General features: G+C 40.0%; 29 protein-coding genes. 11 read left to right on the top strand and 18 right to left on the bottom strand.

Translation table 11 applies throughout. The features are described from left to right. Positions 1-67: 67 nt before the first annotated feature. The 3 genes from QXR92_06810 to QXR92_06820 are packed head-to-tail and all read right to left on the bottom strand — an operon-like array spanning position 68 to position 2,715. The gene (locus QXR92_06810) at positions 68-472 is read right to left on the bottom strand and encodes a Zn-ribbon domain-containing OB-fold protein (GenBank protein ID MEM0319709.1); all 405 of its coding nucleotides are present in this window, start codon (positions 470-472) and stop codon (positions 68-70) included. Positions 473-486: 14 nt separating this feature from the next. Next, complete coding sequence (locus QXR92_06815; GenBank protein MEM0319710.1) at positions 487-1,641, bottom strand: hypothetical protein; 1,155 nt, start codon at positions 1,639-1,641, stop codon at positions 487-489. A gap of 3 nt (positions 1,642-1,644) precedes the next feature. Further along, the gene (locus QXR92_06820; GenBank protein ID MEM0319711.1) at positions 1,645-2,715 is read right to left on the bottom strand and encodes a hydroxymethylglutaryl-CoA synthase; all 1,071 of its coding nucleotides are present in this window, start codon (positions 2,713-2,715) and stop codon (positions 1,645-1,647) included. Positions 2,716-2,903: 188 nt separating this feature from the next. On the opposite strand from QXR92_06820, the gene QXR92_06825 reads away from it, so the two are divergent. Next, positions 2,904-3,179: an ATP cone domain-containing protein gene (locus QXR92_06825; GenBank protein ID MEM0319712.1), complete on the top strand. Its 276-nt coding sequence runs from the start codon at positions 2,904-2,906 to the stop codon at positions 3,177-3,179. 14 nt (positions 3,180-3,193) lie between these two features. On the opposite strand, the gene QXR92_06830 is transcribed toward QXR92_06825, so the two are convergent. From QXR92_06830 to QXR92_06840, 3 genes are all read right to left on the bottom strand, one after another. Further along, positions 3,194-3,517 (bottom strand): hypothetical protein, encoded by a 324-nt coding sequence (locus QXR92_06830; GenBank protein MEM0319713.1) that lies wholly within the window; start codon positions 3,515-3,517, stop codon positions 3,194-3,196. Between the two features lie 39 nt (positions 3,518-3,556). Further along, on the bottom strand, positions 3,557-4,096 hold the full coding sequence (locus tag QXR92_06835; GenBank protein ID MEM0319714.1) for a hypothetical protein: 540 nt from the start codon (positions 4,094-4,096) through the stop codon (positions 3,557-3,559). 132 nt (positions 4,097-4,228) lie between these two features. Beyond that, positions 4,229-4,576 carry a DUF2258 domain-containing protein gene (locus QXR92_06840; GenBank protein ID MEM0319715.1) on the bottom strand — a complete coding sequence of 116 codons (348 nt, stop codon included), beginning with the start codon at positions 4,574-4,576 and terminating at the stop codon, positions 4,229-4,231. 141 nt (positions 4,577-4,717) lie between these two features. On the opposite strand from QXR92_06840, the gene QXR92_06845 reads away from it, so the two are divergent. Together QXR92_06845 and QXR92_06850 are read left to right on the top strand one after the other, a co-directional pair. Further along, complete coding sequence (locus QXR92_06845) at positions 4,718-5,008, top strand: hypothetical protein (GenBank protein MEM0319716.1); 291 nt, start codon at positions 4,718-4,720, stop codon at positions 5,006-5,008. Positions 5,009-5,013: 5 nt separating this feature from the next. After that, a complete protein-coding gene (locus QXR92_06850) occupies positions 5,014-5,598 on the top strand; it encodes a lysine exporter LysO family protein (protein MEM0319717.1) in 585 nt (194 codons plus the stop codon). An 18-nt stretch (positions 5,599-5,616) separates the two neighbouring features. On the opposite strand, the gene QXR92_06855 is transcribed toward QXR92_06850, so the two are convergent. Next, positions 5,617-6,165: an HD family hydrolase gene (locus QXR92_06855; protein ID MEM0319718.1), complete on the bottom strand. Its 549-nt coding sequence runs from the start codon at positions 6,163-6,165 to the stop codon at positions 5,617-5,619. Positions 6,166-6,330: 165 nt separating this feature from the next. Here QXR92_06855 and QXR92_06860 point away from each other — a divergent pair, with 165 nt between their 5' ends. Both QXR92_06860 and pyk read left to right on the top strand, forming a co-directional pair. Beyond that, a complete protein-coding gene (locus QXR92_06860; GenBank protein MEM0319719.1) occupies positions 6,331-7,497 on the top strand; it encodes an MFS transporter in 1,167 nt (388 codons plus the stop codon). 114 nt (positions 7,498-7,611) lie between these two features. Then, entirely contained in the window at positions 7,612-8,976 is a 1,365-nt protein-coding gene (gene pyk / locus QXR92_06865) for a pyruvate kinase (protein ID MEM0319720.1), read from the top strand. Here pyk and ppdK read toward each other — a convergent pair. The 5 genes from ppdK to QXR92_06890 all read right to left on the bottom strand — a co-directional run bounded on the left by ppdK (position 8,973) and on the right by QXR92_06890 (position 14,418). Next, a complete protein-coding gene (ppdK, locus tag QXR92_06870) occupies positions 8,973-11,738 on the bottom strand; it encodes a pyruvate, phosphate dikinase (GenBank protein ID MEM0319721.1) in 2,766 nt (921 codons plus the stop codon). The genes pyk and ppdK overlap by 4 nt on opposite strands. 168 nt (positions 11,739-11,906) lie before the next feature. Continuing rightward, on the bottom strand, positions 11,907-12,200 hold the full coding sequence (locus QXR92_06875; GenBank protein MEM0319722.1) for a FeoC-like transcriptional regulator: 294 nt from the start codon (positions 12,198-12,200) through the stop codon (positions 11,907-11,909). A 6-nt stretch (positions 12,201-12,206) separates the two neighbouring features. Further along, on the bottom strand, positions 12,207-13,211 hold the full coding sequence (gene twy1 / locus QXR92_06880; protein MEM0319723.1) for a 4-demethylwyosine synthase TYW1: 1,005 nt from the start codon (positions 13,209-13,211) through the stop codon (positions 12,207-12,209). A gap of 11 nt (positions 13,212-13,222) precedes the next feature. Next, a complete protein-coding gene (locus tag QXR92_06885) occupies positions 13,223-13,807 on the bottom strand; it encodes a DedA family protein (GenBank protein MEM0319724.1) in 585 nt (194 codons plus the stop codon). Positions 13,808-13,932: 125 nt separating this feature from the next. Next, positions 13,933-14,418 carry a hypothetical protein gene (locus tag QXR92_06890; GenBank protein MEM0319725.1) on the bottom strand — a complete coding sequence of 162 codons (486 nt, stop codon included), beginning with the start codon at positions 14,416-14,418 and terminating at the stop codon, positions 13,933-13,935. 107 nt (positions 14,419-14,525) lie between these two features. On the opposite strand from QXR92_06890, the gene QXR92_06895 reads away from it, so the two are divergent. Then, the gene (locus QXR92_06895) at positions 14,526-15,872 is read left to right on the top strand and encodes an MATE family efflux transporter (protein ID MEM0319726.1); all 1,347 of its coding nucleotides are present in this window, start codon (positions 14,526-14,528) and stop codon (positions 15,870-15,872) included. A gap of 1,084 nt (positions 15,873-16,956) precedes the next feature. Here the strand turns inward: QXR92_06895 and QXR92_06900 are convergent. The 5 genes from QXR92_06900 to thiW form a co-directional block, all read right to left on the bottom strand. Beyond that, complete coding sequence (locus QXR92_06900) at positions 16,957-17,136, bottom strand: hypothetical protein (GenBank protein ID MEM0319727.1); 180 nt, start codon at positions 17,134-17,136, stop codon at positions 16,957-16,959. Between the two features lie 99 nt (positions 17,137-17,235). After that, positions 17,236-17,862, bottom strand: a complete 627-nt coding sequence (locus tag QXR92_06905) for a hypothetical protein (protein MEM0319728.1) — start codon at positions 17,860-17,862, stop codon at positions 17,236-17,238. A gap of 15 nt (positions 17,863-17,877) precedes the next feature. After that, entirely contained in the window at positions 17,878-18,522 is a 645-nt protein-coding gene (locus tag QXR92_06910) for an energy-coupling factor ABC transporter ATP-binding protein (protein ID MEM0319729.1), read from the bottom strand. A gap of 160 nt (positions 18,523-18,682) precedes the next feature. Then, positions 18,683-19,348, bottom strand: a complete 666-nt coding sequence (locus tag QXR92_06915; protein ID MEM0319730.1) for an ABC transporter ATP-binding protein — start codon at positions 19,346-19,348, stop codon at positions 18,683-18,685. 83 nt (positions 19,349-19,431) lie between these two features. Beyond that, the gene (gene thiW, locus QXR92_06920; protein MEM0319731.1) at positions 19,432-19,959 is read right to left on the bottom strand and encodes an energy coupling factor transporter S component ThiW; all 528 of its coding nucleotides are present in this window, start codon (positions 19,957-19,959) and stop codon (positions 19,432-19,434) included. A gap of 157 nt (positions 19,960-20,116) precedes the next feature. On the opposite strand from thiW, the gene QXR92_06925 reads away from it, so the two are divergent. The 3 genes from QXR92_06925 to hsp20 all read left to right on the top strand — a co-directional run bounded on the left by QXR92_06925 (position 20,117) and on the right by hsp20 (position 22,632). Then, entirely contained in the window at positions 20,117-21,463 is a 1,347-nt protein-coding gene (locus tag QXR92_06925; protein ID MEM0319732.1) for an FAD-dependent oxidoreductase, read from the top strand. Positions 21,464-21,647: 184 nt separating this feature from the next. After that, complete coding sequence (locus QXR92_06930) at positions 21,648-21,974, top strand: helix-turn-helix domain-containing protein (GenBank protein MEM0319733.1); 327 nt, start codon at positions 21,648-21,650, stop codon at positions 21,972-21,974. 133 nt (positions 21,975-22,107) lie between these two features. Beyond that, positions 22,108-22,632 (top strand): archaeal heat shock protein Hsp20, encoded by a 525-nt coding sequence (gene hsp20 / locus QXR92_06935; GenBank protein MEM0319734.1) that lies wholly within the window; start codon positions 22,108-22,110, stop codon positions 22,630-22,632. Position 22,633: 1 nt separating this feature from the next. Here hsp20 and QXR92_06940 read toward each other — a convergent pair whose 3' ends face one another. After that, positions 22,634-23,011 carry a ribbon-helix-helix domain-containing protein gene (locus QXR92_06940; GenBank protein ID MEM0319735.1) on the bottom strand — a complete coding sequence of 126 codons (378 nt, stop codon included), beginning with the start codon at positions 23,009-23,011 and terminating at the stop codon, positions 22,634-22,636. A gap of 179 nt (positions 23,012-23,190) precedes the next feature. On the opposite strand from QXR92_06940, the gene QXR92_06945 reads away from it, so the two are divergent. Together QXR92_06945 and metG are read left to right on the top strand one after the other, a co-directional pair. After that, positions 23,191-23,703, top strand: a complete 513-nt coding sequence (locus tag QXR92_06945) for a hypothetical protein (protein ID MEM0319736.1) — start codon at positions 23,191-23,193, stop codon at positions 23,701-23,703. 107 nt (positions 23,704-23,810) lie between these two features. Beyond that, positions 23,811-24,137, top strand: a complete 327-nt coding sequence (gene metG / locus QXR92_06950; protein ID MEM0319737.1) for a methionine--tRNA ligase subunit beta — start codon at positions 23,811-23,813, stop codon at positions 24,135-24,137. The last annotated feature ends 33 nt before the right edge of the window (positions 24,138-24,170 follow it).

The raw sequence follows: 24,170 nt of genomic DNA on the forward strand, positions 1-24,170 counted from the left end.
CTAGCGAGTTGCTGTGAAAAAATTGCAAAACTGCTCTTAATATTAATATCTCAATTTACTACCTTCATCAATATTTCTTAGGTCTGAATTTCAAAGCATAGTAGATTAGTCCTGTGCTTCCATCCTCTTTTACCCTCCGAAACACCGCTTCGACTTCAATCCCTTCTTTCAGCTCCTGATCGTTCAGGACATCGACTATTTGAGCCATCACCTTTATCTCTCCAAGTTGAACAAGCCCAAGGTAAATCGGCCTCTCATTTACGAAACCGATTGGGACTTCGTACAGCTTTGTCCAAGAAATTAACTTCCCCTCTCTGGGTGGAGTGAGAATATCAACATCTCTGGAACCGCACTTCGAGCATGTGTGCTTTGGTGGAAACATGGCATTGCCGCATTTTTTGCATTTAGAATACGAAAAAGTGTAATGAACCATTCTGTTTCTCCAGAATCTTGAAATGGATAGCCTTTCCATCTTCAAACAACCTCCTATACCTTCTCGAGTACTATCCCAGCAAAAACTGTTCCTACACCTCCCATTGAGAGGGCAAAAGCCCTCTCTGCGTTTACTTTGGCATTCTTCACTCTATTATCAGAGAGAAGAGATGTGAGTTCAGCAACCTGATATATTCCTGTGGCACCAAAAGGATGCCCCCTTGCCTTAGTTCCACCTGTTAAATTCACCGAGGGCTTATCACCTAATCTGTACATCCCTTCAACAATTGACTTCAGCCCCTTTCCTCTCTCGGCAATTTCAAGCTCCTCAAGGACTATTGGGACCGGAACTGTGTAATCATCAGAGATATCCATTATATCAACATTTTTTACATTATATCCTGCTTTCCTTTCAATTCTTTCCCTCAATTTTCTCAAAGCAGGAAACTCTGTTAGATTCTCTCTTATTGAAAGCTCCATAAAATCCGATACAACCGATGCTGCTTTTATCTCGGCCAACCTCGTTTCCTTAGATAGGCTGGAATCTTCATTGCTAATGAGGAGCACCGCTGCTCCATCGCTCATTGGAGGAGAATGAAGGACTCTTATTGGTAATGACACTGGATCCGAGCCCATCACCTGTTCCCTAGATATTCTGAACTTGAGCTGAGCATGGGGAACATCTAAAGCATTTTCATGCATGAGAACGGGCCAAGAAGCCAAATCATCCTCTCCATATCCATATCTCGAAATGTATTCCCTTCCAATTACTGCAAAGTTGCTAGCTAAAGTTGCACCGTAGAATGATTCATGCTCAGCATTTAAGAAAAGCGAAAGGGCATGGTTATATACCGTGCTAATGTAGTCCGACGTTTTTTCTACACCCACTATCAGAACATTTTTTGCTTCTCCAGATTTCAGCAATGAAAAAGCAAGGAAAACAGCACTTCCCCCGCCAGCTCCACCATTTTCTACGGTAAAAGTACTCTTTCCAATCAGTCCAAGATCCTCTGCTATGAGTGAAGCGAGAATATTCTGCGACTGCATAACACTGGAAAATGAATTTGAAACTATAATAGCATCTACTTCCGGTAATGGTCCTGTCCTTGATTCCATATCTTTTATGGACTTCAAAACAATATCTTCAATTGAATCGTTGAACCAGCGAGAAATCTTGACAAGCCCATAACCATTCACATAGATTCTCATATTTTATTCACCCTCAATTTTTTTGATCAATCTTCTGAACTTTGCATAATCGGAATAGGTAATGTTTGTTCTTCTCTCCAGATAATAGGAAATAGGCGGAGCGAGCTTCCTCTTGCTTTCAGCCCTTTCAGTAACTATTAGGCTATAGGCATCGCTTCCTGCCCCGCTTCCAAAGGGAGCCAGCAATATTCTAGATCCCTCTTTTGCAATATCTAGAACACGACTTAATCCAGCCAGAGCAGAACCATTGTACGTATTTCCAACCAATGGGGTTAAGAGTCCAGGGAGCACCTTCTCTTTGGGAAAACCAAGTCTCTCCCCCACTTTTAACGGAAATTTTCCATTTGGCTGATGAAAAACAGCATAATCAAAGTCCTCCGGTCGGAGACCGGTCTTCTCCATCAGACCTTTCACAGCATTGATTATATGATCGAAATATGCTGGATCACCGGTAAATGCCTCTCCATGAAGGGGATATGGACTTAGGCTCCTCCTCCAGAAATCCGGAGTATCCGTTACATAGGAAAATGAAGCCTCGAAAACAGCAGCTGACTCATCTTTTGGTCCAAGAACAAATGCTGTTGCCCCGCTGCTTGCTGTGAACTCAAGCACATCTCCAGGATTTGCCTGAGCAGTATCGCTTCCTATTACAATTGCATAATCTATCATTCCCGAAGATACCAAGCCTATTGATGCCCTCATCCCCTCGCTTGCAGCTCTACATGCAAACTCAATATCGCTCGCCATTGTTGTAGGAGTTATTCCTAGAGCTTGAGCTATTATTGTTGCGCTTGGCTTAACAGCATAAGGCTTGGATTCAGTTCCAAAAAATACCGCTCCAATTTTCCTAGGATGTATTTCAGCTCTAGCTATAGCGTTCCTTGCTGCCTCGTAACCCATCGTTGTTGCATCTTCGTCTATGTTTGCTACTGCCTTTTCCTTCATGCCAAGTCCGCTTCCAGTTCCTGCAGGAAATCCCCACTGCCTTTCTATTTCTTCAACCGATATTCTAAAGATAGGAAAGTAGCTTCCCCATCCCACAATTCCAACTTTCCTTTCTGGAAAACGATCCAATGAAGCTTTCCTCCTCCTTTTTTTAACTTTTGTCTTAATCGTTATAGTTAAGTGACGTATTTAATTTTAACTATGAAGTATTATCCTGCAAAATAATCTTGCTATTTAACTTGAGCTCAGCACTGCGCAGCTAATGAAAAATCCTTTTATTTTCAGAAAATTCAAAAATCATATAAGGTGAAACAATAATGGGAATTAAGGTAATTAAAAGAAGCGGGAATAAGGAGGAGTTCATCCCTGAGAAAGTTGTTGTGAGCATTTTGAAGACGGGGGCTAATGTAGATGTTGCCAGGAAGATCTCAAAAATAATAGAAGGTAAACTGCTTGAACAAGGAATTGAAGAAATAACAACCAAGGATCTCATGAAGATGGTCCTAGAGCTATTGAAGAAAGAAAATGAGGAATGGTACAGAAATTGGATAGTCTTCGACGCTGCCGTGAAAAGAAGGAAAAGTGCTGAATGAGTAGAAAATGAGAGCTATTCATTTTTTGTCGATCTGAAGCTCTCTTCAACAATTTCTGTGACTTCATCCATGAGCCTCTCCTTATGGACTTTTAGAAGATGATAGTAGAGACCTTTTTTTGTAAAGCCTGAACGATAACAAATTAAACATGTGAAGCTTTCATCATTCTTCTTATCTTTAGAGTAGAGCAAGTTTAGTCTCTCCACTATTTTGTTCTTAAGCGGTACTATAGATGGTGGAAGCAAATCCTCATTTCTGATTTCACCGATCTCCATCTTGAGGGATTCTCTAACTAAACTAGATATGGATTTTTCCAGCCAGAGGGGTCTTACCTTCAAAGTTGTGGACCCTTGAAAATTGCTGAATTGCTATTGTCTCTATGCTTCAAGCTGCTCAGCCCTCATTGCCACAAACATATTGTTTATTGATTTATTCAGCAAATGGGCAAATACGGAGGCAACGGCCATCTTCTTGCTTCCTGATTTTTTCTCCAGATCGGAAAGGACTTTCAAGAGCCTTTCCTCCCCATCGTCTTTCCCCCCAATCTCTTTAGTAAATGCTTTTAGAGCGTCAATCAATGATTCCAAATCTCCATCGTTGTCAGAAAATGGAATAACGAGCAGTTTTTCAACAACTTCCTCGCCCAAAATTTCTATCAAAGCATTAGAATCGAACTCTGGAAGATAGTCATAAACAAAGTAGTTCAGTTCTCTGGAATAGGGCAATTTCCCTACTCTTCTGATCCATTCGTTGAAAATAGCAGGTACATATCCCTCTGGCTCTACATCAAGCATGCTCTCTATTGATTCTATGGACAGAGCAAATGATAGAGATCTGGAGAGCGTAATATCATCTATTTCTGCCATGGACGGGTTCACATGGAAAAGAGAATCGCTCTCGCTCGCATCTAGGCTCAATTTTTCTTTCCCCCTTAGAAAAAAATAAGTTGGGGAACCTTTTTAATCAAAAAAGCGCGTATTATCCTGTTGTGTTCATTTAATCAAAAGTTTTTTGGCTTGGAAATTGAGCCAGAACATTGAAAAAATTTATTAAGCAGTGGTTGAGGTCAGGAGAGCTTTCCCCCTCATTTTATTTGTTATTGCCTTGCTCAATATTTCATCTTTAACGAACACTTCGATGGAAATATCGTTTATGCTAAGTTTTCCATCCAAAATATCAAAGGTAATCTGTATATTGATAACTGTATCTTTGGGAAGCGAAAATTCTGAAACAATGAGTTCATAAAGAATCTTGTTGATATCCGTAAGAGCTTTGTTTACTTCCGTGGGGGAAATCTTTTTATCTTTATAAGCTTCCCTTAGAGCAGCATTTATAGATCTTCTCAATTTCAAGGCAAAACCGCTTGTTCTAACCGGGCCTGTTTTTACCACAAACATATTATTTACCCATTGTATAATAAGTGAGTTTTTTCTTTAAACTTTTATTTTCGTTATTTAGGAACTTCTCTAAAGCATATTATCAAAAAAGCTTTATTCCTTCGAAAATTTCAATTCATCCTAGACAGAAAAGGGATAAATATGGAGAGCTTGAACTTCATACTACTTATTTTAATTTCTTTATCTATCGGATTTTCAGTTGGAATTCTAATAAAGAGAAGGGGAATTGAAGCTGAGAAATTGAAGAAGCCTGCCATGAGAATGCTTGAAGCAACAGTTCTTCTCCTTGTGTTTTTTGTGGGACTACAGAGCTCCTCGGGGCTAGAGAGATCGGAGGCTGTTTTGAGCATATTCTTAAGCATATTATTAGGCATCTCCTCTGCTCTAGTGAGCGCCATTTTCTGGGAACTAACTCTAAATAGAAGGAGATGATTGAAGTGAACTTTCAGAGTAAAGTTATTCTCTCGTTCATTTTTGGAACTATAGCAGGGAGATATGTTAAGGCTTCAAACGAAGTAGACTTGTTGATTCAAATGCTTCTCGCGCTTCTTCTTTTTCTAATAGGAGTGGATAGCGGATATAGCATTTCATATAAAGATGTGGTAAGTGGTTTGAAGACCGGTTTGTTATCACTCATGTCTGCAGTCGCTGGTAGCTTTGCAGCTGGGGTTCTCTTCTTCCCCATGCTAGGCAAGCTTTCCATAGCTTCTGCCCTGGGACTGGGTTGGTATACATTTTCGAGCTCCTTTCTTGCTTCGCAGATGGGATCCATGGGAGGTGTTATAGGATTCGTAACCAATTTATCTAGAGAGATCTTTGGAATGATAACAATACCTTCCCTTTCAAGAAAATTCTCATGCGGAGCTCTGGTTTCAATGGCTGGATCACCATCTAGCGATACTCTTCTTCCGTTCATCTACAAGCAATGCGGTAGCTCATTTTTGGTTCCCTCAATAGCTCAGGGAGTGCTGACAACTTTCGTAGTTCCTTTGCTCCAGACAGCAGCAATTTCTGCTCTCTAGCTTGAAAATAGCAATTTCCTAAGATGCTTCCATAATTTCTTCTATGATATCCCTGAGTTTGGAATCCAATCCATCAACTATCTCTAGTATTTCTTTTCTCAGCCCTTCCTCCATTTCATTGAAGTCATAGCCAAGTCTTGAATATCTTCTAGCTTGCCTCAGAGTTGAAAGCTTATCTGCTGCTTCCACAATTTTCGATTCCAAGCTTTTTCCCTCTATATATTCACTAAATAGTGCATTAATCTGTGGATCTTCTGCAATCTCTCTCATTGCTTCAAACTCTATTTGCTTTTTCCTATCTTTTCCTATTGCTGCCTTAGCATAGTAGTTCAAGTCTCCGACAAGGCATTCAGGCACATCGTGGAGAAGAGATAATATCACTGTTTTCTCTATGTTAACATTTAATCCAGCTCTCGATGCCTTCGTTGATATGATGAAGCTGAGCAAGGCCACCTCATACATATGCGATGACAAGGTTTCAGCTATACTTGCTGAAACTCCACCCTGCATCCATCCAGTTCGAACTAGGGACTTCAGAGCATCGATGCACGATAAAATGTTTTTCATTTTTTACACCACAGCAGATTTTTCCGTGCAATGAAAAAATTTTAATTTTGTCTTGATTTTTTCCTTCTTTTTCTTGGTCTTTTTTATTAAAATATTAACAGATTGAAAACTTTTATTCAAACAATTTATTAGGTTTAATATTGGCATTCAATGAGAGTGAATGCCGTGCATCGAGGTCATTTCAACGAATACGAAAGCAGCAATGCTCAACTCACTCAAAGAAGCAACAAAGCGTTTTTACTTGTTCCGTTACTTTTGGGACTCAGTTATAGCATCTACACAGTTTCGCTTAGGGCAAAAATAGGTAGCACTATGGGAACCAACTATTCATTCATGGTACTTATAACTTCCATGGAAACTATCCCAGGAGTATTCTCAGTAGTAATGGGATACTATTCTGATAAGTTTGGAGGGAGGCTCTCAATTTATTTCGGCTTTGCGGCCTCAATTCTTCTCATACTGTTTCCATTCCTTCCTATGGAGCTCATTCCTCTTCTCGTATTCTCCTTTGTTACAATGTACATGATTTACACTCCCTACATATATGGTATAATATTGAGGAAAGCGATGGGTTCTGGAAAGAAGTTGAGCATGCTACTAATGATGTTCTCAATTGGATGGACGTGTGGTGGTCTTTTTCCTGCCTTCCTTTCACTAGTAGGGAAAGGAGATATGGGATTTTTCATAGCATCATTCCTCATGATGCTTTCAGCCTGGATATTGGTAGGTATATATGGAGGAAATAGTTTTCATGAGGCTTCAAAATTCTCAATTGGGGACTTCAGAAATGCTCTTTCAACTGCTTGGTGGACAGCGATTGGTCTGATTCTCTGGTCCTCTGGATATTCAATGCTCTCTGGAGTCTTCTCACTGAAGCTCTACAACTCGGTAGGCAGCCAATTCGAATATGGCTTCTATTTTACCTTTATAACTGGAATGGCCTCAATTATAATCAGACCCTACGCAGGTATGCTTGTAGACAGAATATCTCCTCTGAAAATGATCACAGCAAGCACAATGGCCTACTTGCTCTTATCGCTTATTCTTTTAAGGGCTCCTCCCGCTTTAATCATTATACTGTGGATCCTCCCGATCTATCCTTTCTTCGATACCAGTAGCTATTCTCTGCTCAGCAGAATCATGACAATTCAGCTTCAATCCACGGCAGCTGGAATAATGTCGACCTCTCTCTCAATAGGAGGAGGACTTAACCTAGCAATGTACTATATGCTCAGAAATCAAAGCTACAGCACCATCCTCTTGGTTGATTCGGTAATATTCGCCCTATCAATTGCGTGGTTCATGATAGCTCCAAGGAAGTTTTCAAAGTAAATCATTTTATTCCTCTTCTCCAAAGTATAAATCAATGATGACAATAGACTCCTGAGCGAAAAGCGGTGAAGAGGTGGAGCGACTCTGAAATTTAGCAGAAACATAACAAAAATAATTGTTACTTTGGGTCCTTCTACTGGAACGAGAGAAATGATAAAAGCCTTGGCAGAAGCAGGAGCAGACGGCTTCAGAATAAATTTCAGTCATGGAAATACAGAGATCTGGGAAAAATATGCTAGCTACGTTCTTAGTGTTGAAGAAGAGCTCAAAAGGCCTCTAGCCTTGATTGGCGATCTCCAGGGGCCCAACCCAAGAATAGGGAATCTTCGCAGAGAGCCTTTTACATTCAAAAAAGGAGAAAAAGTGAAATTCGTTTATGAAAAGGAATCTGATGGTTCGGAGGTTCCAATACCATATAAAGAGTTCTTTGAGCTCATAACTCCTGGAGATAAAATCATCATGGCTGATGGCTCTATTTCATTCAATGTAGAGAGCTCTGAAGGTTATGAAGCATACGCTATTGCCGAGATGGAAGGTTCTCTTTACTCCAGAAAATCCTTCTCCATAAAAGGAAAACATCTAAAGCTGCCCTATGTAACAGAGCACGATAAGGAGAGCTTGAAGATTGCTGCTTCCATGGGCTTTTCTCACATAATGGCTAGCATAGTTGAGAGCTCCGCCAACATTCTAGAGCTCAAGCAGACGATATCCCGGTACTTTTCGAGCATGCCAGAAATATATTCAAAGATTGAAACAGAAAAGGGCTATGAGAACCTTGATTATATAATAAATGAAAGTGATGGTATAGTTGTTGCCAGAGGAGATCTTGGATCTCACTTTCCCATGGAAGCTCTTCCAAAGATACAGAGAGAAATTGTGCAAAAAACTAGAAAGGCTGGAAAGCCTGTTATAATTGCTACACAGCTGCTTACATCAATGCTTAACTCTCAAACGCCTACAAGAAGTGAGATAGTGGACATTTACAATTCTGTTATTGAGGGGGCGGATGCCTTGATGCTCACAAACGAGACTGCCATCGGAAACTATCCTCTACAGGCTGTAAGATGGTTGAGAGAAGCATCCAGAGAAGCTATCTCACTCTATGAAGAGGAGAGATTTCTCTATAAAGATGATACTTTCAACAGATTTGCTCATGGACTAACATCTTTGAGCGAAAGTCTAAAAGGAAAAATCCTTCTATACACAAAATCTGGTTTAACAGGAAAAATAATATCGCAGTATAGGCCAAAGGGCGGCTTCTTCGTTGGGGTTCCAAACATCAGGGCTGCTAGATCCCTCTCAATACTGTGGGGAGCCAACCCAGTCTTGATAAATGCTGAGAGCTATGACGAAGGTTTAGTAAAAATGAGAGAAGAGCTGTTGAGCAGTGGTGATATAAAAAAGGGAGATATAGTCATTGAAACATATAGATTTAAAGAGGGCGAAATTCACTCAATAAGGATCTTCTATGTTTCTTAGCTCTTTCTCATTTTCTCCTTTATGGCAGCATGGGCAGCTGCTAATCTAGCCACTAGTATTCTATATGGCGAGGCGCTGACATAATCCAGACCTGCTTGATGGAAGAACTCTATTGAATCTGGATCTCCTCCGTGCTCTCCACATATGCCAACTTCCAGATCCTTTCTTGTTCTCTTTCCCCTCTCTGTTCCTATCTTCACAAGTTCGCCAACTCCTGTCCTATCTATGACTTCAAACGGATTCACCTTCAGTATGTCCAGCTCGAGATACTTCGGGAGGAATTTGTTCTCCACGTCATCCCTGCTGAAGCTGAAGACAGCTTGTGTGAGGTCATTAGTTCCAAAACTGAAGAATTCAGCATGCTTCGCTATTTCGTCCGCTACAAGACATGCCCTGACAGTTTCTATCATTGTGCCAATTTTGTAATCCAGCTTGATTCCATATTTTTTCTCTATTTCCTCAGCAGTGGGTAAAATTGCCTTCTCCTTCACGAATTTTATTTCCTCTGGGATAGCTACTTGGGGAATCATTATTTCTATTATTGGGTTCTTTCCCTGCAGCTTTAGCTCAGCTGCAGCTGAAAGTATTGCCCTCGTGAGGCCAATGTATACTTCTGGGAAGGTCACTCCAACTCTGACTCCTCTATGACCCATCATTGGATTAGCTTCAGTAAGAGCTGAGACTCTTCTGTATAGCTTCTCAAGCTCAGCTATTTTTTCCTTTGAAGCACCAGCAAGCCTTGCCTCATATATTTCCCTCAATATTTCCTCTGGCTTTGGAAGGAACTCGTGAAGTGGGGGATCTATGAGCCTCACTATGACTGGAAGCCCATCCATAATCTCGAATATTTCCTTGAAATCTGCCTTGATCATTTCGGCTAATTCGCTCATAGCTTTCATTCTCTCCTCCGAAGTCTCTGCGAGAATGACCTTCCTCAGGACCTCGAGGCGCTCAGGTCTTCTGAACATTCTCTCTATTCTCAGCAGCCCAATTCCCTCTGCACCATATTCTCTAGCAATTTTTGCATCCTGTGGAAGATCAGCATTTGCCCTCACCCCCAGTCTCCTGAACTTGTCAGCCCACCCTAGCAGGATCTGCAGCTCCCCTCCAACTGAGGGCCTTATAGTAGGAACAGCCCCAAGATATACATTGCCAGTATTCCCATCTATTGTTATCAAATCTCCCTCCTTCACAACCACTCCATTTACTTCAAACTGCTTTCTATCATAATCTATCTTTATAGCCTCAGCTCCCACAACAGCTGGCTTTCCAATACCCCTCGCCACAACAGCAGCATGGCTAGTCATTCCACCTCTGCTGGTAAGTATTCCTACCGCTGCATAGAATCCATGAACATCATCTGGCTTTGTTTCAACCCTTACTAATATGAGGCTTTTTCCTTGCTTGGCTTTTTCAACAGCATCATCTGGATGGAACACAACCTCACCGCTCACAGCACCCGGAGATGCTGCCAGGCCCTTCGCAATAGGTTTGCTTGCCTTGGACTCATCAATCCTTGGATATAGAAGCTGGAGGACAACTTCTGGTTTGACTTTCAGCACAGCCTCCTCCTCCGTTAATATTCCTTCCCTCACCATATCGACAGCTGTTTTTATTCTGGCAATTGGAGTCATCTTAGCATCTCTGGTCTGAAGGAAGTAGAGCTTACCTTTTTCCACAGTGAATTCAACATCCTGAACGTCCTTATTTACTCTTTCTAGCATCTTCAAATTTGCGTATAAGCTCTCATACAAGCTCGGGAATCTCTCCTTCAGGTCGGAAATGTGCATAGGCGTTCTTATTCCAGCAACAACATCCTCACCTTGGGCGTTTGGAAGGAACTCTCCATAAATTTCATTTTCTCCAGTTGCTACGTTTCTTGAAAAGACCACTCCTGTTCCTGAGTCCATTCCCATGTTTCCAAATACCATTGATTGAACAGTAACAGCAGTGCAACCAGCAATTTCCTGAGTTATTTTATTTGCGATTCTGTAGTATATGGCCCTTGGATTCATCCAGGATCTGAATACTGCCTTTATTGCTGTTTCCAATTGTTTCCAAGGATCCTGTGGAAAACCTCCAGCCTCCCTTTTTATAATATCTTTATATTCATTAACAAGTTCCTTTAGCGCTAGTGTTCCCAGTTCCACATCGCTCTTTGCTCCATATTTTTCCTTGATTCTGGTGAGGGCTTCGTCGAACTTCTTGTCATCTATGCTCAGGACAATTTTCCCATATAGTGAGAGGAATCTTCTATAGGAATCATAAGCGAATCTCTCGTCGTTTGTCTGCTCGGCAAGGCCTTTCACTGTTTCGTCATTTAGTCCCAAATTCAGAACTGTGTCCATCATTCCAGGCATTGAGACTGGAGCTCCGCTCCTCACCGAAACAAGAAGGGGATTTTTCGGATCTCCGAAGATCCTACCTCTCTTCTTCTCAAGTACCTTCATTCTCTCTCTTACTTCATCCATCAATCCATTTGGGAGGGAAAGAGTATCAATTATCGCCCAGAGCTTTCTAATGAGCTCATCTCTTACAGCGGGAGGAGGATTTTTCTCCAGCTGTCTTACCAGCTCATCAACTTCAGCCTTTCTTGGTGCATAGAAGTCTCTGCAAGCATCGGTTGTTATAGTGAAGCCCGGAGGCACTGGAAGACCAGCTTTTGCCATTAGTGAGAGGCCAGCACCTTTCCCTCCAAATAGCTTTTTATTATTTGGATCTCCTTCCTCGAAGTCAAATACATATCTTTTCAAATCGCTCACACCTTTTTGAATTATGAATGTTTTTCATTACTTAAATAGTTTTATCATTACTATTAATATATGCTTTGTTTGCTTGAATTGAAACATTGAATGTCTTTATAAATGGACTATTTTAAAAGTTTATCATTTAACTGTAAAGAAAAAGTCTCCAAATAATTTTCTCTTTCATCAGCCTATATAGCGATTTTCTCTCTCTTTTTTTGACAGCGAATAGAACTTCACTTCGAATCCTCTCCTACTGACCATGCATACTCTTCTCAATGGACAAGCCGAGCAATTTTCCGAACAGCTCGAGATCTCGTGCACTTCTTCCAATATTCCCTTCAAGACCAGAATATCAAGAGCTTTTTCCAATTCCTTCTTATCTACATCGAGATCCTTCGCTAGTCCTTCCACGCTTATCAATTTTTTCTTCTTCATTTCTTCGATTATGGCTTTCTCCAACGGGGTACTTGTGTGCATCAATCCTCAATCAGCCTGAGACCATCCTTCTGGGCATCCTTTCCCGAATCTAATCGGCCTTTCTAGCTTTGAGAGGAGAGCAATCCTGCTAGCTTTGCTACTGCTCCTTATGGGATAGCCTGTGGCTTTAGAAAGCTTTTCAGCAAATGAAATAACTTCTTCGTAGGTGGGCATATTATCCTTGCTCAGCCTGAGCATGCTTGCACCAACATACATGTATGCCTTAGGTTCAATGTAGGTTGGCTGCATGATTTCAATTAGTTTGCTGAATCCCTTTACTGCTTTCTCATCCATGTTTATGCCCTTTATTAGAGTTATTCTGAGAACAGTAGGCCTCCCATAATCGCTCAAGCCTTCTAGAGTTCTCATTGTCATTTCCCAAGCATTAGGCACCAAGGGCTGATTCACCCACTCATACATTTCCTTGCTGTATGCTTCCATACTTATATAGAGCTGGGATGGCTTTTCTTTCAAGTTCAAAATAACATCCGGTCTCACTCCTCTTGTAACTAGAAAAGTGGTTAGTCCTCTTCTGTGAAACTCCCTTATCAGCTCATCCAACCTATTATACAGTGTAGGTTCGCCAGTGAGACTTATAGCAACATGCTTCGGGTTCATTGCTTCCTCAAATAGAGTTTTATCAACCTTGGGATGAACTTTGTAGCCGCTTAGAAGCCTTCTTTGCCCCTCTATTATTTTATCTACGAGAGTGGAGATATCCTCATCAAAGTCCGGCATCTTTGTTTCGTTCCAATTTATACCAGCATCCTGCGGTCTAAGTCTCCAGCAATGGATACAGGCATTCCAGCACCAGAAAGCAGCTGGAGACATCTGTATACATCTGTGGCTCTCTATTCCATAAAATTTGCATTTATAGCAGTATCTGTTCTGAGTTAGAGCATTTCTTGTCCAGCTGCAGGTTTTCAATACTGTATGCTGATTAGCAAAATAGTATCCTTGCTTCTTCATTACCTCACTGAGCGCATCCAGCCCTTCCTTCTCTACGTTCATGCCCTCCACCTTTATTCTCTCTTTATATAAATAAAATAGCCGGCAATTAATAAAATGATGATAATAATAGCAGCATAATCAATTGTTCTTGCATAATTCTCAACAATAACCCAATTTTCTCCAAGTAAATAGCCTAAATATGTAAGTATAGCGTTCCAGGGAATTGAACCAACCAGAGTTAGCAACAGAAAAGGAAGAATTTTCATTTTCGCAATTCCTGCAGGAAGTGAGACAACAGTTCTAACTGCTGGCATCATTCTTCCGGAAAACACTATCATGTTCCCATACCTGATGAAGAGATTTCTCGCCCTCTCGATGTCCTTTTCGCTTATCAAGAAATACTTGCCATATTTCTCTACGAAGGAAAGTCCAGGCCCACTTCCAATTTTGTAAAGGATAAAAGCTCCTAGAAGATTGCCGAGGGTTCCAGCCAATATTACTAGCACTAAATTCAATTGACCTCTCCAGACCAGAAAACCAGAAAAGGTCATAACGATCTCGCTGGGAATTGGGATTAGAGCACTCTCAAGCGTCATCAGAATAAAAATTCCTATGTATCCTATCCTCAATATTAGCTCAGTTGAGTAATTTACCACGGTTTCTACAGCTGATTTCCCCGTTCTAATTTGAATTACATAAATGGAAAAAAATGCTAATATTAGGATCGCAAAAAGGAAGAGGAAAAAAGTTTTATTGTTTTTACTCATATCTCTATTCCTCTTCAAGCCTGAGTTATTTTTTTGACCATTTGACATTTTTGAGCAACCGTAATCATTGAGATCCCTTTTGGTATTACTACTTCCTCTGCTATTTTTATACTTCTAATTTTTTCTCTGAAGATGTCTTCTGTCACATCATCTGTGAACACAATTTTTTTCACATTTAAGAGAAGAATAGGTCTATCTGCCTTCATAAGGTCGTTTGCTGTTATCCTTATTTCTCCTATGTCCTTAATTATAATAGACGTCTGCTGAGCTGGTAGTGCTGTCCTTATTGATGTAAGAGCTTTATCTGTGGACTTTTGAAATATCTCGAGCCCGGCATCTAGCGCAGAGAGAAAGTCCCTCATTGCCTCATTTATAGCAGTGCCAACCGTTATATTCAATTCCTTTGCTTTCCTCGATATTCTTTCGTAGAGATCCTTATCAATACCTCTGATCGTCACTGATACCTTCTTCTCCTCTTCCTCGTCTTTATTTTCCGTCATTTCCATCATCATTGTAATACTTGTAATACAAAGGTTTTTATATTTTCTCATTGTTTTATAAAATGTAATAAATTTACATTATTTCAATTTAAGATGGTGGTTTGTTCTTGAAAGAATCAAAGGAAAAGGAAATCCTGAGAGGAAACATTGATAGAATTCTCCTATCCATGGCAATTCCTCTAATGATTGCCGATCTCTCTCAAGTTCTATATAATGTTGCCGACACTCTCTGGCTAAGCTGGTTGGGTCCAGCACAGGTCGCTGCCCCGACTGTATCATGGCCTCCAATCTATGTGCTTCTCTCTTTTGGAAATGGGGTTATCTCAGTGGGCTATGCGAATATATCAAAGGCTTGGGGAAGGGGGGATTTTGAGGAGGGAAAGAAAAGAGCAGGAGCTCTCTTAACTTTTTCATTCCTCTTCTCTCTGCTAGTGTCAGGCATCTCTCTCGCTTTTAGCAATGATATCCTGAGAGCCATGGGAGTTCCCCAAGACGTCTTTTCCTTTGCCTCAATTTATTTCCGAATAATGCTCATTACCACACCTCTAGCCTATATAACAATAGCCTTCTCAGTTATCACCTCATCAGTTGGAGATGCGTATATATCAATGAGAGTTTCCCTTCTCTCTTCCATCTTGAATGTTGTTCTCGATCCTTTCCTCATATTTGGATTGCTTGGCTTTCCAAAACTAGGTGTTGAGGGAGCAGCCCTAGCCACACTTATAGCAAATGCAACAAGCGCAGGATATAGCCTATTTTTTCTATTTAATAAATACGAAAAAATGCATCTTTCTCTATCACATTTGAAATTGTCCTATGAGTGGTTCAAAGAAGCTATAAAGATTGGCTTTCCACTGGGAATTCACAGATCCTCCAATTCGCTCGGTCAAACTGTGCTTGTATCCTTTATCTCGATTTATGGCTCAGGGGCTCTTGCCGCTTATGGCATCAGCATGAGGCTAATAGATCTCGTACAAACCTATACTTCTGGAATGGGTAAATCAACAGCAGTAGTGGTTGGAATGAACTGGGGGAGTGGAAACAGGGAAAGAGTCCACAAGGCATCAATCTCCTCGATCAAGCTAATGTTTATTACACTTATGATTTTAGGGGCATTTCTGGGAATTTTTAGTAAAGAGCTAATAGAAATTTTCTCCAAAGATATGGAAGTGATTTCTCTAGGATCTTCTCTCCTTCTCTATTCAGCATTTTCTCTTCCTTTCTTCGGCATTTTCTATTCAACTTATGGAATCTCCAATGGAATTGGTAATACCTATTTCTTCGGCATTCTCTCCATCCTAAGAACATGGGTATTCAGAATCGGCATTATTGCTATACTAATTGCTATATATAGCATTCCTATTAATGTTATATGGATGATATTAGCATTAAGCAATGTTCTTTCTGGCATACTAGGACTGATGTGGGTTAAAAAGCAGCTCCAAAATAAATAGAACTGCATATTGATGTTTATTATTATGGGAGAGGAAAGCATTATATGAAGAAGCCAGTAAAATTCCCAGTGTTAGACTACTTCAAATTCAGGATGAGCAATTATTAATTTGATGTTATTGGGATGTCTGGAGGTTAGAGAAGAGTACCCGAAAGCAAAATAAAAAAGAAAAATCTTCTTTGGCTGACCTCCTCTTCACGATCTAACTCTTACCGAAAAGATTAAAATGATAACCACAATTGGGAACTTTGCCTGTGCCCAGGGCAGGTTAGTGTGTAAACATGCTTGTTCTCGAAAAACAACCGGAAGGCATTGAAAAGTTCGTGGAAAAGGTCTATTGACCCCAGCCAAGGGGGTCTGGAGCAACAAACCTCAACTTCTGTAGGATTCTGAACCACTTCATGAAAGGGGTTCTTTCCCCAAGTATTTTTGCTTAATTGCGCTAATTGGAAAAGCAATAACGTCAGATGATGAACAGCAAAAACTATTGGAGAAAAATATATTTAGAAAGCTTTTTCAACAATTCCCTCTCTTCTTCTTTAATGATCTTTTCCCCTCAATCTAATTCAATAGCTCTATTTCAATTTTCACAAAATCATCAAAGACATCTTTTTTTCCTTTTCATCCGCCTTTTATCCTTACAAACAATTCCTATTTTTCTTACATGTAAAACAATTTTTGTCGTCTTTTTTTATATTAGAAAACAGAGTTTATTGGCCATTTCGACATTTTTGTTAAAATGAGAATATAATGGAATAAATGACGCCCAGACTCACTGGAGAAGCACATAGAGTAAAGAAATGCATGATCAACATTTCTACAAACATGAAAAGGCAAGAACCTATTCCCAGCCTCAATGTTATATGCTTTTGAGTAATACTTTCAAGCTCGGGGATGGGCTGACCCAGCTGAACTGGGGATGTAGCCCTAAGCTTCTCCAGAACCTTCTTTTTTAGTATTGTGAGGAGGTCAGTTTTAGGGAGAGAAGTAACTCAATTAACCTCTATTCTCAGAGAACGGAAAGGAAGAATGCCATGGAATCCTCAGCAGAATTAAAAAAAGATGATTGATTTAAATGCAAAGTTTCATTTTTTGCTCTTCTTCAGCTTCTCAAATTCAGCCTTACTGAGAATGCGATAAATTGTTATTCCTGTCTCCGGACTCTTGCCCTTCACTGCTGGTCTTCCATTCTTCAATGTGACAATTTCTGGATTCAGCAACTTTACCTTCTTCTTTGCCTTTACGTCGAATGCCTCAAATTCCATTTATGTTCTCCCGGTATTTTAATATAACCATTTCATATATATATTTAATGTTTTTACCGAACAATAAATACATGTTTTATAATTAAGAAAAACATATAATTATAATATGGAAAATAAACAAATAATTGTTATTACTATAAAATCATATATACTTATTCTTAATTTTTTAGTCCAGCTTTTCTTTCTATGTGGATATTTAAAATGTATGGCTTCAGCCAAATATGTTGAAGCGTTGAAAGAAAAAACAATTATTGGAATTGGAACGGACCTTGCTAGCGAGAAGAATCGACTTATTCCTCTTCCTCTTATTGCATCATACGCTTCAGAGGATATTTCCTGGAGGTACTGCACAAGTCTCAATACAATTGGAATGGCATATCCAGCGATGGGTGGGATTCCTATTTTTCTTAGAATCAGGGGAATATCGCTTGGTTCAATCAGAGCGAAAGAAGTCACAGCACCGGCTCCCACCAAAGTTATTGAGATAGATGTAAACAGAGCATTTTTCCATCCTTGGAACACAAGTCCAAATAGGAAAGATGGTATAAACAGCATCAAGTAGAGCTTATATAGACTTTTTATTTTTCCAGTTATTAGTGATAGAAAAGCAACAGATAGCAGAGCCTGAACAATTTTTCCATAATATAGCATTCCAAAAACCCAGATGAAAAACAACAGAGCAGTCATCACGTTTATCTTGAACCTCAAGAAAAATCGGGAGCTCAATTGCTATTCCTCCTGCTACCTCTTTCGTAGCACAGCAGCTTCTGTTAGTGGAAAGTTCAATTTCAATAAATGTCCTCTCATGATTACGTTCTGAGGAGTATCATCCGCAATTATTCTTCCATCTTTCAGCAAAATGAAGCGATTAGCAATTTCCTGTGAAAATTCTATATCGTGACTCGCTATAACAATAGTTGAGCTTAGCTTCTGAAGCAAAAAAGCTATCATTTTTTTCTCTCTATTTCCAAGTCCAGTGGTAGGCTCATCAAGCAGGACTGCGTCTGGATTCCAAAGTGAAGCAACCATGATGGAAATGAGTCTTGCTTGACCCATAGAAAGCAAAAAAGGAGATTTCTCGAGAATATTCTCCATCTTCAGTGATTTTAGAATGTCCATGGCCTCCCCGCGTCCTGGTAAAGAGCTAAGCTCCTTTTCCACCGTTTCATTGAAAAAGGACAAATATGGATTCTGCCAAGAAGCACCAATTTTCTCAGGTCTCACTACCTTCCCTGTATAGCCTTTTAGAGAGCCGAACATTATTCTGAGAAGGGTTGTTTTTCCTGATCCGTTTGGACCAATCAATGCTACCTTTTCTCCTCTTTCTATCCTAAGATCTATATCGTAAAGCCTGTCTTTTAGGCTAACTTTCTCAAGCAAGAACATTGTTTCCTCCTCTGCCTCGAAACTGCATCTTTAACGCACTGCAAATACTCAACATTGTACACTCAAATACCTTCTTGTTATAAGCTTTCTTAATCTTCTAGAAGGACCAAACTCTCCATTCAAAATAACGGCATAGCTTAAGTTAAATAAATCCATATTTTTAGAAGTTCTCCAGGATCTCTTCCGCTTCAGAAATGGTCCTGACGGGAAAAACTGTTCCATTTTTTAGAAAAATCAGCTTATGATACCAACCCTCAAGGTATTTTGTACGATGCTCTGCCATTATAATTACTTTAGCACTGATTGTGTTTAAAAAAGATAGGAATTCGTGAACAGCAGCAGGATCTAAATATGCAAGTGGTTCATCAAGCATTATTATCTCAGCCCCAATTGCCAGAGCACTTGCTATAGCAACTTTCTGTCTCTCTCCCATTGACAGCTTGGATATCTCTCTGTCCAGCAGATGCTCTATTCCAAGCTTCTTTGTTAGGTAGAGCATCTCTGAGCCTATTTTGCCTCTCTCTGTATTTCCTATTTCATAGCAATAAGCCAGCTCCTCTCTCACTGTTGGCATCAATATGAAAAGATCGAAAAGTTGTGGAACTAAAACTGCTTTTCCGGAAACCTTTATCTCCCCACTCAATTCACCCTGGTATACTTTTGGGATTAGACCAGCTATGATTCTGAGCAGAGTTGTCTTCCCGCTGCCTGTTGGTCCTACAACTAAATACTTGCCTTCATTGATTTCAAGGGTGACAGACTTAAGGGTCCACTCGCTGTCTCCTCTGTATCTGAATGATACGTTATTGAGCTGGATAATACTCAATTTCCTCTACCATTCCCGCTAAATTAAACTATTCAGTTTATTTAGATTAGGAAAGAAGCGAATAAAAAAATGCAATGCAAAAGTTATTTGAGAACTCCTGCTCCTCTCAAAATTTTTATAGCTGCAAATCCAATGGTAGTCCCAATTCCTGTGCTGAGGATCCATATTATCCATATGGGAACTAATGATGATATCCAAGCATTGTACTTTCCAACAATAGGTGCAACAAGGTAGAGGGATAGGAGAAATCCAATCACTGCCGTTCCTATGGGTTCTAGAAATGCAGCATACTCAGTTTTCTTTTTTGCCTTCCTCAAAATGAGAGCTCCTATTCCCACCAGCAGTCCTCCCGGGATTCCACCTGGGTAAGCAAAAACTGTCCCTATTCCCAAAATAATCCTAACTGTTCCCACAAGTATAGCAATTGCGGAGGCCCACAGGGGACCAAGGATCACCCCACTTATTACGTTGGTCATGTGTTGCCAAGGAGATGCTCTTGTGGGACCTATCGGTATATTTATTGGAGAAAGAGCAACATCTATTGCAGAGAGCATTAGAGCCAAGGCCAGTTTGCGCTCAAAGCTCCATTCAACTAATGAAAAGTCTCTCATAACATCACCATTAATACTAATTTATTATTACCATTATAATATATTTGATATATATAATGTGGAAATAGCTCTGGATTTTATATTTCCAAAAGTCTTTGAACATGCATTGACTTTATATTTTTCATTTTCAAAAGCTGATTAAGCCGGTGATCTTGCTATGAAAATAGTAGTAGTAGGAGGAGGAGCCGCTGGAGCTTCTGCTGCTTCAAGGGCAAAAAAGCTCAATCCTGAAGCCGAAGTTTATCTGATAGAAAAAAGCGATATGATAACGCATGGTCCATGCGGAATTCCCTATTATGTTGAAGGCATAGTAAAAAGAAAGGAGGATCTAATTACCTATACTCACGACGAATTCGAAAGAGAGAGAGGTATAAGAGTCCTCATAAAGAGTGAAGTTGTGGAAATTGATGCTGATAGAAAAATCTTGACTGTAAAAAAAGAAAGTGGGGGAAGTGAGAAGCTATCGTGGGACAAATTGATTCTGGCAACCGGAGCGATCCCCTCCATTATACCTGTTCCAGGTACAGATCTGGAAAATGTTCTAACAGTGAGGCATCCCGCTGAAGCTTCAGAGCTGAAATTGGCAATCGAAAAGGGAAAGGAAATAGTTATTGTTGGAGGTGGATATATAGGAATAGAAATGGCTGAAGCTATTACAGCTTTGGGAAAGAAAGTAACTTTGCTTGAAATGACCAAACAGCTCTTGCCAGGAAGCATTGATGTTGAAATGTCGAAGATTATTGAAGAAGAAGCAACCAAAAGGGGAATCAAGGTCGTGAAAGGAGCAAGAGTAGTTGAGCTCAGAGGGAGCAAGAGCGTAGAGAGGGTAATTACGGAAAATGGAGAGTATAATGCAGATACTGTTATTTTGGCAACGGGAATAAAGCCCAACATAGCACTAGCAAAGGATATTGGAGTGAAAATAGGCAAGACTGGGGCTGTTGAGACAAACGAGTACATGGAAACAAGCGTGGAAAATGTCTATGCTGCCGGGGACTTGGTTGAGAAGTTTCATAGAATTAAAAGAGAGAAAGTGTGGATCCCCCTGGCTCCTTCTGCAAATAAGGAGGGACAGGTTGCTGGAGCGAATGCTGCCCTGGGAAGAAAAATAGCTTTTCCTGGGATTGTTGGAACTTCGATAACTAAACTCTTTGAACTATATATTGGAAGGACAGGGTTGCTTGCTGAGGAGGCAGAAAAATACGGCTTTAAACCAATTTCAAAAGCTGTAAAAGTTAGAACCTCGGCGCACTACTATCCAAGAGGAGGCCAAGTTTTCGTAAAGCTCATTGCTGATGAAAAGAGCCATAGGGTGTTAGGCGCACAAATAGTAGGATATGATAGTGCTGTAGCAGGTTATTTAGATGCCGTTAGTATAGCGGTTGAGCGTGAGATGACTTTGGAAGAGCTCTATTTCTCCGACCTGGGATACATGCCAGCTGTCGCACCAGTGTGGCATCCTCTCGTAGTTGCTGCCAGAGTTCTGCTTGGAGGGTTACTCTGAGTAACGTTTATACCTTTAACTTTTCCATTTTTTATTCCTTGATCATTATAGATGCTATAGTAAAATTTAAATATAATTAAAAAAATATTATTATTCGAAAAAATTCAAACGGTGGTAAAAAATAGCAGCAAGTGGAGTCGAATTAAAGCTTCCCAGCGGAAAGGAACTCACTCTGTATGACTTGGTGAAATTCTGCTATAATTTCTCCGAAACAGATTTGGAAATACTCTTTAGATTGCTGAACAAGAGGATGACGCTTGATGATCTGAGCGAGGAATTGGGTCTTAGCAAGGCAACAGTGAGCAGAGGTCTAAATAATTTGCTCGGCCTGGGATTTATAATAAGAACTCGTGAGCTCAGTACCAAGAACATTGGAAGGCCAAGATATACTTACTACACTAGCAAGGAAATCATCGAATCGAGGTTGATGAAGGACATAGAAAAATGTGCTAATGTGATAAAGGAATTTATTTCTCTCATGCTCGAGAAAAAGACAGGCCTACAATTGTAGAAGCTTTTCGAAAGCGGATTCGAGCCAACTGTTAATCTTCAACGCTATTATTTTGGATCAAGCCAGATAAATTAATTAGGAAAGCCACAAAGCTATATAAAGTTGAGTAAGACAAAAAAATAGGTGATGTATTATGTCCTCAAGGAGGAAGAGAAGATATTTTTCCGATATATTTGACGAGTTCTTTAGAGAAATTGAGGGAGAATTTGATAGGCTATTCAGCGAGGATCTCGAGAGAATTGAGAAATTGACAAAGGGGGAGAAGAAGCCTCTCATTTACGGCTTCAGGGTAACGATCGGTCCTGATGGTGTTCCTCATTTTGAAGAATTCGGGAATGTGAAGAGAGCTGGTATGAGACCTAAGATAACAGAAGAAAGAGAGCCTCTTGTCGATGTATTCGAGAGTGGAAACACATTGACAATAGTTGCTGAGCTTCCTGGGGTAGAAAAGGATAAAATTGATGTGAAAGTTCATGAAGGAAAACTGATAATAAGAGCTAGCAACGGAGAAAGAAAGTACTATAAGGAAATAGAGCTTCCTAAGAAAGTTAAGAAAGAAAGTGCCAAGGCCCAGTATAGAAATGGAGTCCTCGAAGTAAAGTTCGAGCTAGAGGAAACAGGAGAAAAGGAAGAGGGAGAGAGAATAAAGGTGGAATAAATTAAATTTGCCTCCTCATTAAGCTATAAATGACTTCTCTGAGAAGGTCGCTCCTTGTCGAGTATCCTTTTTTTGCTGTTAATTCATCCAGCTTGTGAAGCGTTGTATTGTCAAGCTTAAATGTTATTGTTCTTTCTGCTTTTATTGGAAGCAGATCGCCGTTGGTTTTTTCCACTCTATTTGGCTCATCTACTAATGAAATAATTAGGGCCCTCAAATAATCACTTCTAGAAGAAAAACCACTACTCCTCCATGCATTCTCGATCCATTCAAACATATCCTCACTGACCTTGAAGGAAACAATTTTTTTGGTTTTTATTATTATCTCTATGTTTGTTGGTCTCTTACTTCTTTCCTCGAAGATAGCAGTATCATCCATCAATTAGCCGCCCTCAAAAGTTCAGATTCTTGTTCAGGAATTATTTAAGGTTCTGGAATCAATCTCTGTGAATAAGCTTTTTAACGCTTTATGATTATTTCCTTTAGGAAGGGTAATGGGTACTGAATATAAAAGTTTTATTGTATTTCTTAAGCTAAGCGAGTAATACGGTGTATACAATGAAGAACTCCTACTCGGAAGAGAGAATAGACTGTCCGATATGCCACCAAAGGCAAGCTTTTGTCATAAGAAGCCTCATCTATGATTTGCCATCCCAAGGAAAAACCCTAATTCTTAGTGGTAAATGCGAGGTCTGTGGCTACAGGTTCACATTTACTACTCCGTTCGAAGTAGAAGGAAGCAGATTGCTTGAATTCAAAGTAGAAAGGGCAGAAGATTTGAACGTTCTAATATATGTTGGAGAGAACACGGACATAGAAATTCCAGAATTTGAGTTTCAGTTCTTGTCAAGTGACTATGAACCGGGATTCGTAACAACCATCGAGGGGTTGCTCGTAAGGATAATTGAAAAAATGGAAATATTATGTAATGAGCAGAGCTGTTATGATAAATTGGATCTGATTAAAAGGAGCATGAATGGAGAACTAGAATTCACCCTCAGGCTTATTGACAGATATGGAAAAAGCGGAATAATCTCTGACAGAGTTATGATTAAGAAAATGGAAATTTGATTTGGAGCTATCTAATTCTTTTCATGCAAAAGGTCCGAGGAAAGAAAAATAAAAGCTCATTGGAAACAGCTCTATTTAGGTGATCTAAGATAGCCAATGCTCAGCCAATTGAATATGGAGATTTTTCTAAATTGGATATAAGGATAGGCCTAGTAAAAAGTGCGGAGAGAGTGAGCGGCAGTTTCAAGCTAATTAAGTTAGTAGTCGACTTGGGGCCTCTTGGAGAGAGGCAAATAATAGCTGGAATAGGTGAAGCATATGCTCCCGAGGATCTAGTAGGGAAAAAGCTTCCAGTTCTAACCAACATTAAGCCGAAAAAAATGATGGGTCTAGTTAGTCAGGGCATGATCCTCGCCGCCGGGTGCGAAGAGGGCGGGAAGCCTGTCATTATGATTCCCGAGAGGGATGTTCAACCGGGGTCAAAAGTATGTTGAGGCTCATTTCCTTCATTTAAATTTAAAATGTTT

Source organism: Fervidicoccaceae archaeon (assembly GCA_038734945.1).
Classification (GTDB): Archaea; Thermoproteota; Thermoprotei_A; order Sulfolobales; family Fervidicoccaceae; genus ARK-14.

What these genes read in the sequence shown, in the direction of transcription:
- QXR92_06810 (MEM0319709.1), bottom strand. Translation starts at nt 472, where the DNA reads ATGGAAAGGCTATCCATTTCAAGATTCTGGAGAAACAGAATGGTTCAT.
- QXR92_06815 (MEM0319710.1), bottom strand. Translation starts at nt 1,641, where the DNA reads ATGAGAATCTATGTGAATGGTTATGGGCTTGTCAAGATTTCTCGCTGG.
- QXR92_06825 (MEM0319712.1), top strand. Translation starts at nt 2,904, where the DNA reads ATGGGAATTAAGGTAATTAAAAGAAGCGGGAATAAGGAGGAGTTCATC.
- QXR92_06840 (MEM0319715.1), bottom strand. Translation starts at nt 4,576, where the DNA reads ATGTTTGTGGTAAAAACAGGCCCGGTTAGAACAAGCGGTTTTGCCTTG.
- QXR92_06845 (MEM0319716.1), top strand. Translation starts at nt 4,718, where the DNA reads ATGGAGAGCTTGAACTTCATACTACTTATTTTAATTTCTTTATCTATC.
- QXR92_06855 (MEM0319718.1), bottom strand. Translation starts at nt 6,165, where the DNA reads ATGAAAAACATTTTATCGTGCATCGATGCTCTGAAGTCCCTAGTTCGA.
- QXR92_06875 (MEM0319722.1), bottom strand. Translation starts at nt 12,200, where the DNA reads ATGCACACAAGTACCCCGTTGGAGAAAGCCATAATCGAAGAAATGAAG.
- twy1 (MEM0319723.1), bottom strand. Translation starts at nt 13,211, where the DNA reads ATGAACGTAGAGAAGGAAGGGCTGGATGCGCTCAGTGAGGTAATGAAG.
- QXR92_06890 (MEM0319725.1), bottom strand. Translation starts at nt 14,418, where the DNA reads ATGACGGAAAATAAAGACGAGGAAGAGGAGAAGAAGGTATCAGTGACG.
- QXR92_06900 (MEM0319727.1), bottom strand. Translation starts at nt 17,136, where the DNA reads ATGGAATTTGAGGCATTCGACGTAAAGGCAAAGAAGAAGGTAAAGTTG.
- QXR92_06910 (MEM0319729.1), bottom strand. Translation starts at nt 18,522, where the DNA reads ATGTTCTTGCTTGAGAAAGTTAGCCTAAAAGACAGGCTTTACGATATA.
- thiW (MEM0319731.1), bottom strand. Translation starts at nt 19,959, where the DNA reads ATGAGAGACTTTTCATTAGTTGAATGGAGCTTTGAGCGCAAACTGGCC.
- QXR92_06925 (MEM0319732.1), top strand. Translation starts at nt 20,117, where the DNA reads ATGAAAATAGTAGTAGTAGGAGGAGGAGCCGCTGGAGCTTCTGCTGCT.
- hsp20 (MEM0319734.1), top strand. Translation starts at nt 22,108, where the DNA reads ATGTCCTCAAGGAGGAAGAGAAGATATTTTTCCGATATATTTGACGAG.
- QXR92_06940 (MEM0319735.1), bottom strand. Translation starts at nt 23,011, where the DNA reads ATGGATGATACTGCTATCTTCGAGGAAAGAAGTAAGAGACCAACAAAC.
- QXR92_06945 (MEM0319736.1), top strand. Translation starts at nt 23,191, where the DNA reads ATGAAGAACTCCTACTCGGAAGAGAGAATAGACTGTCCGATATGCCAC.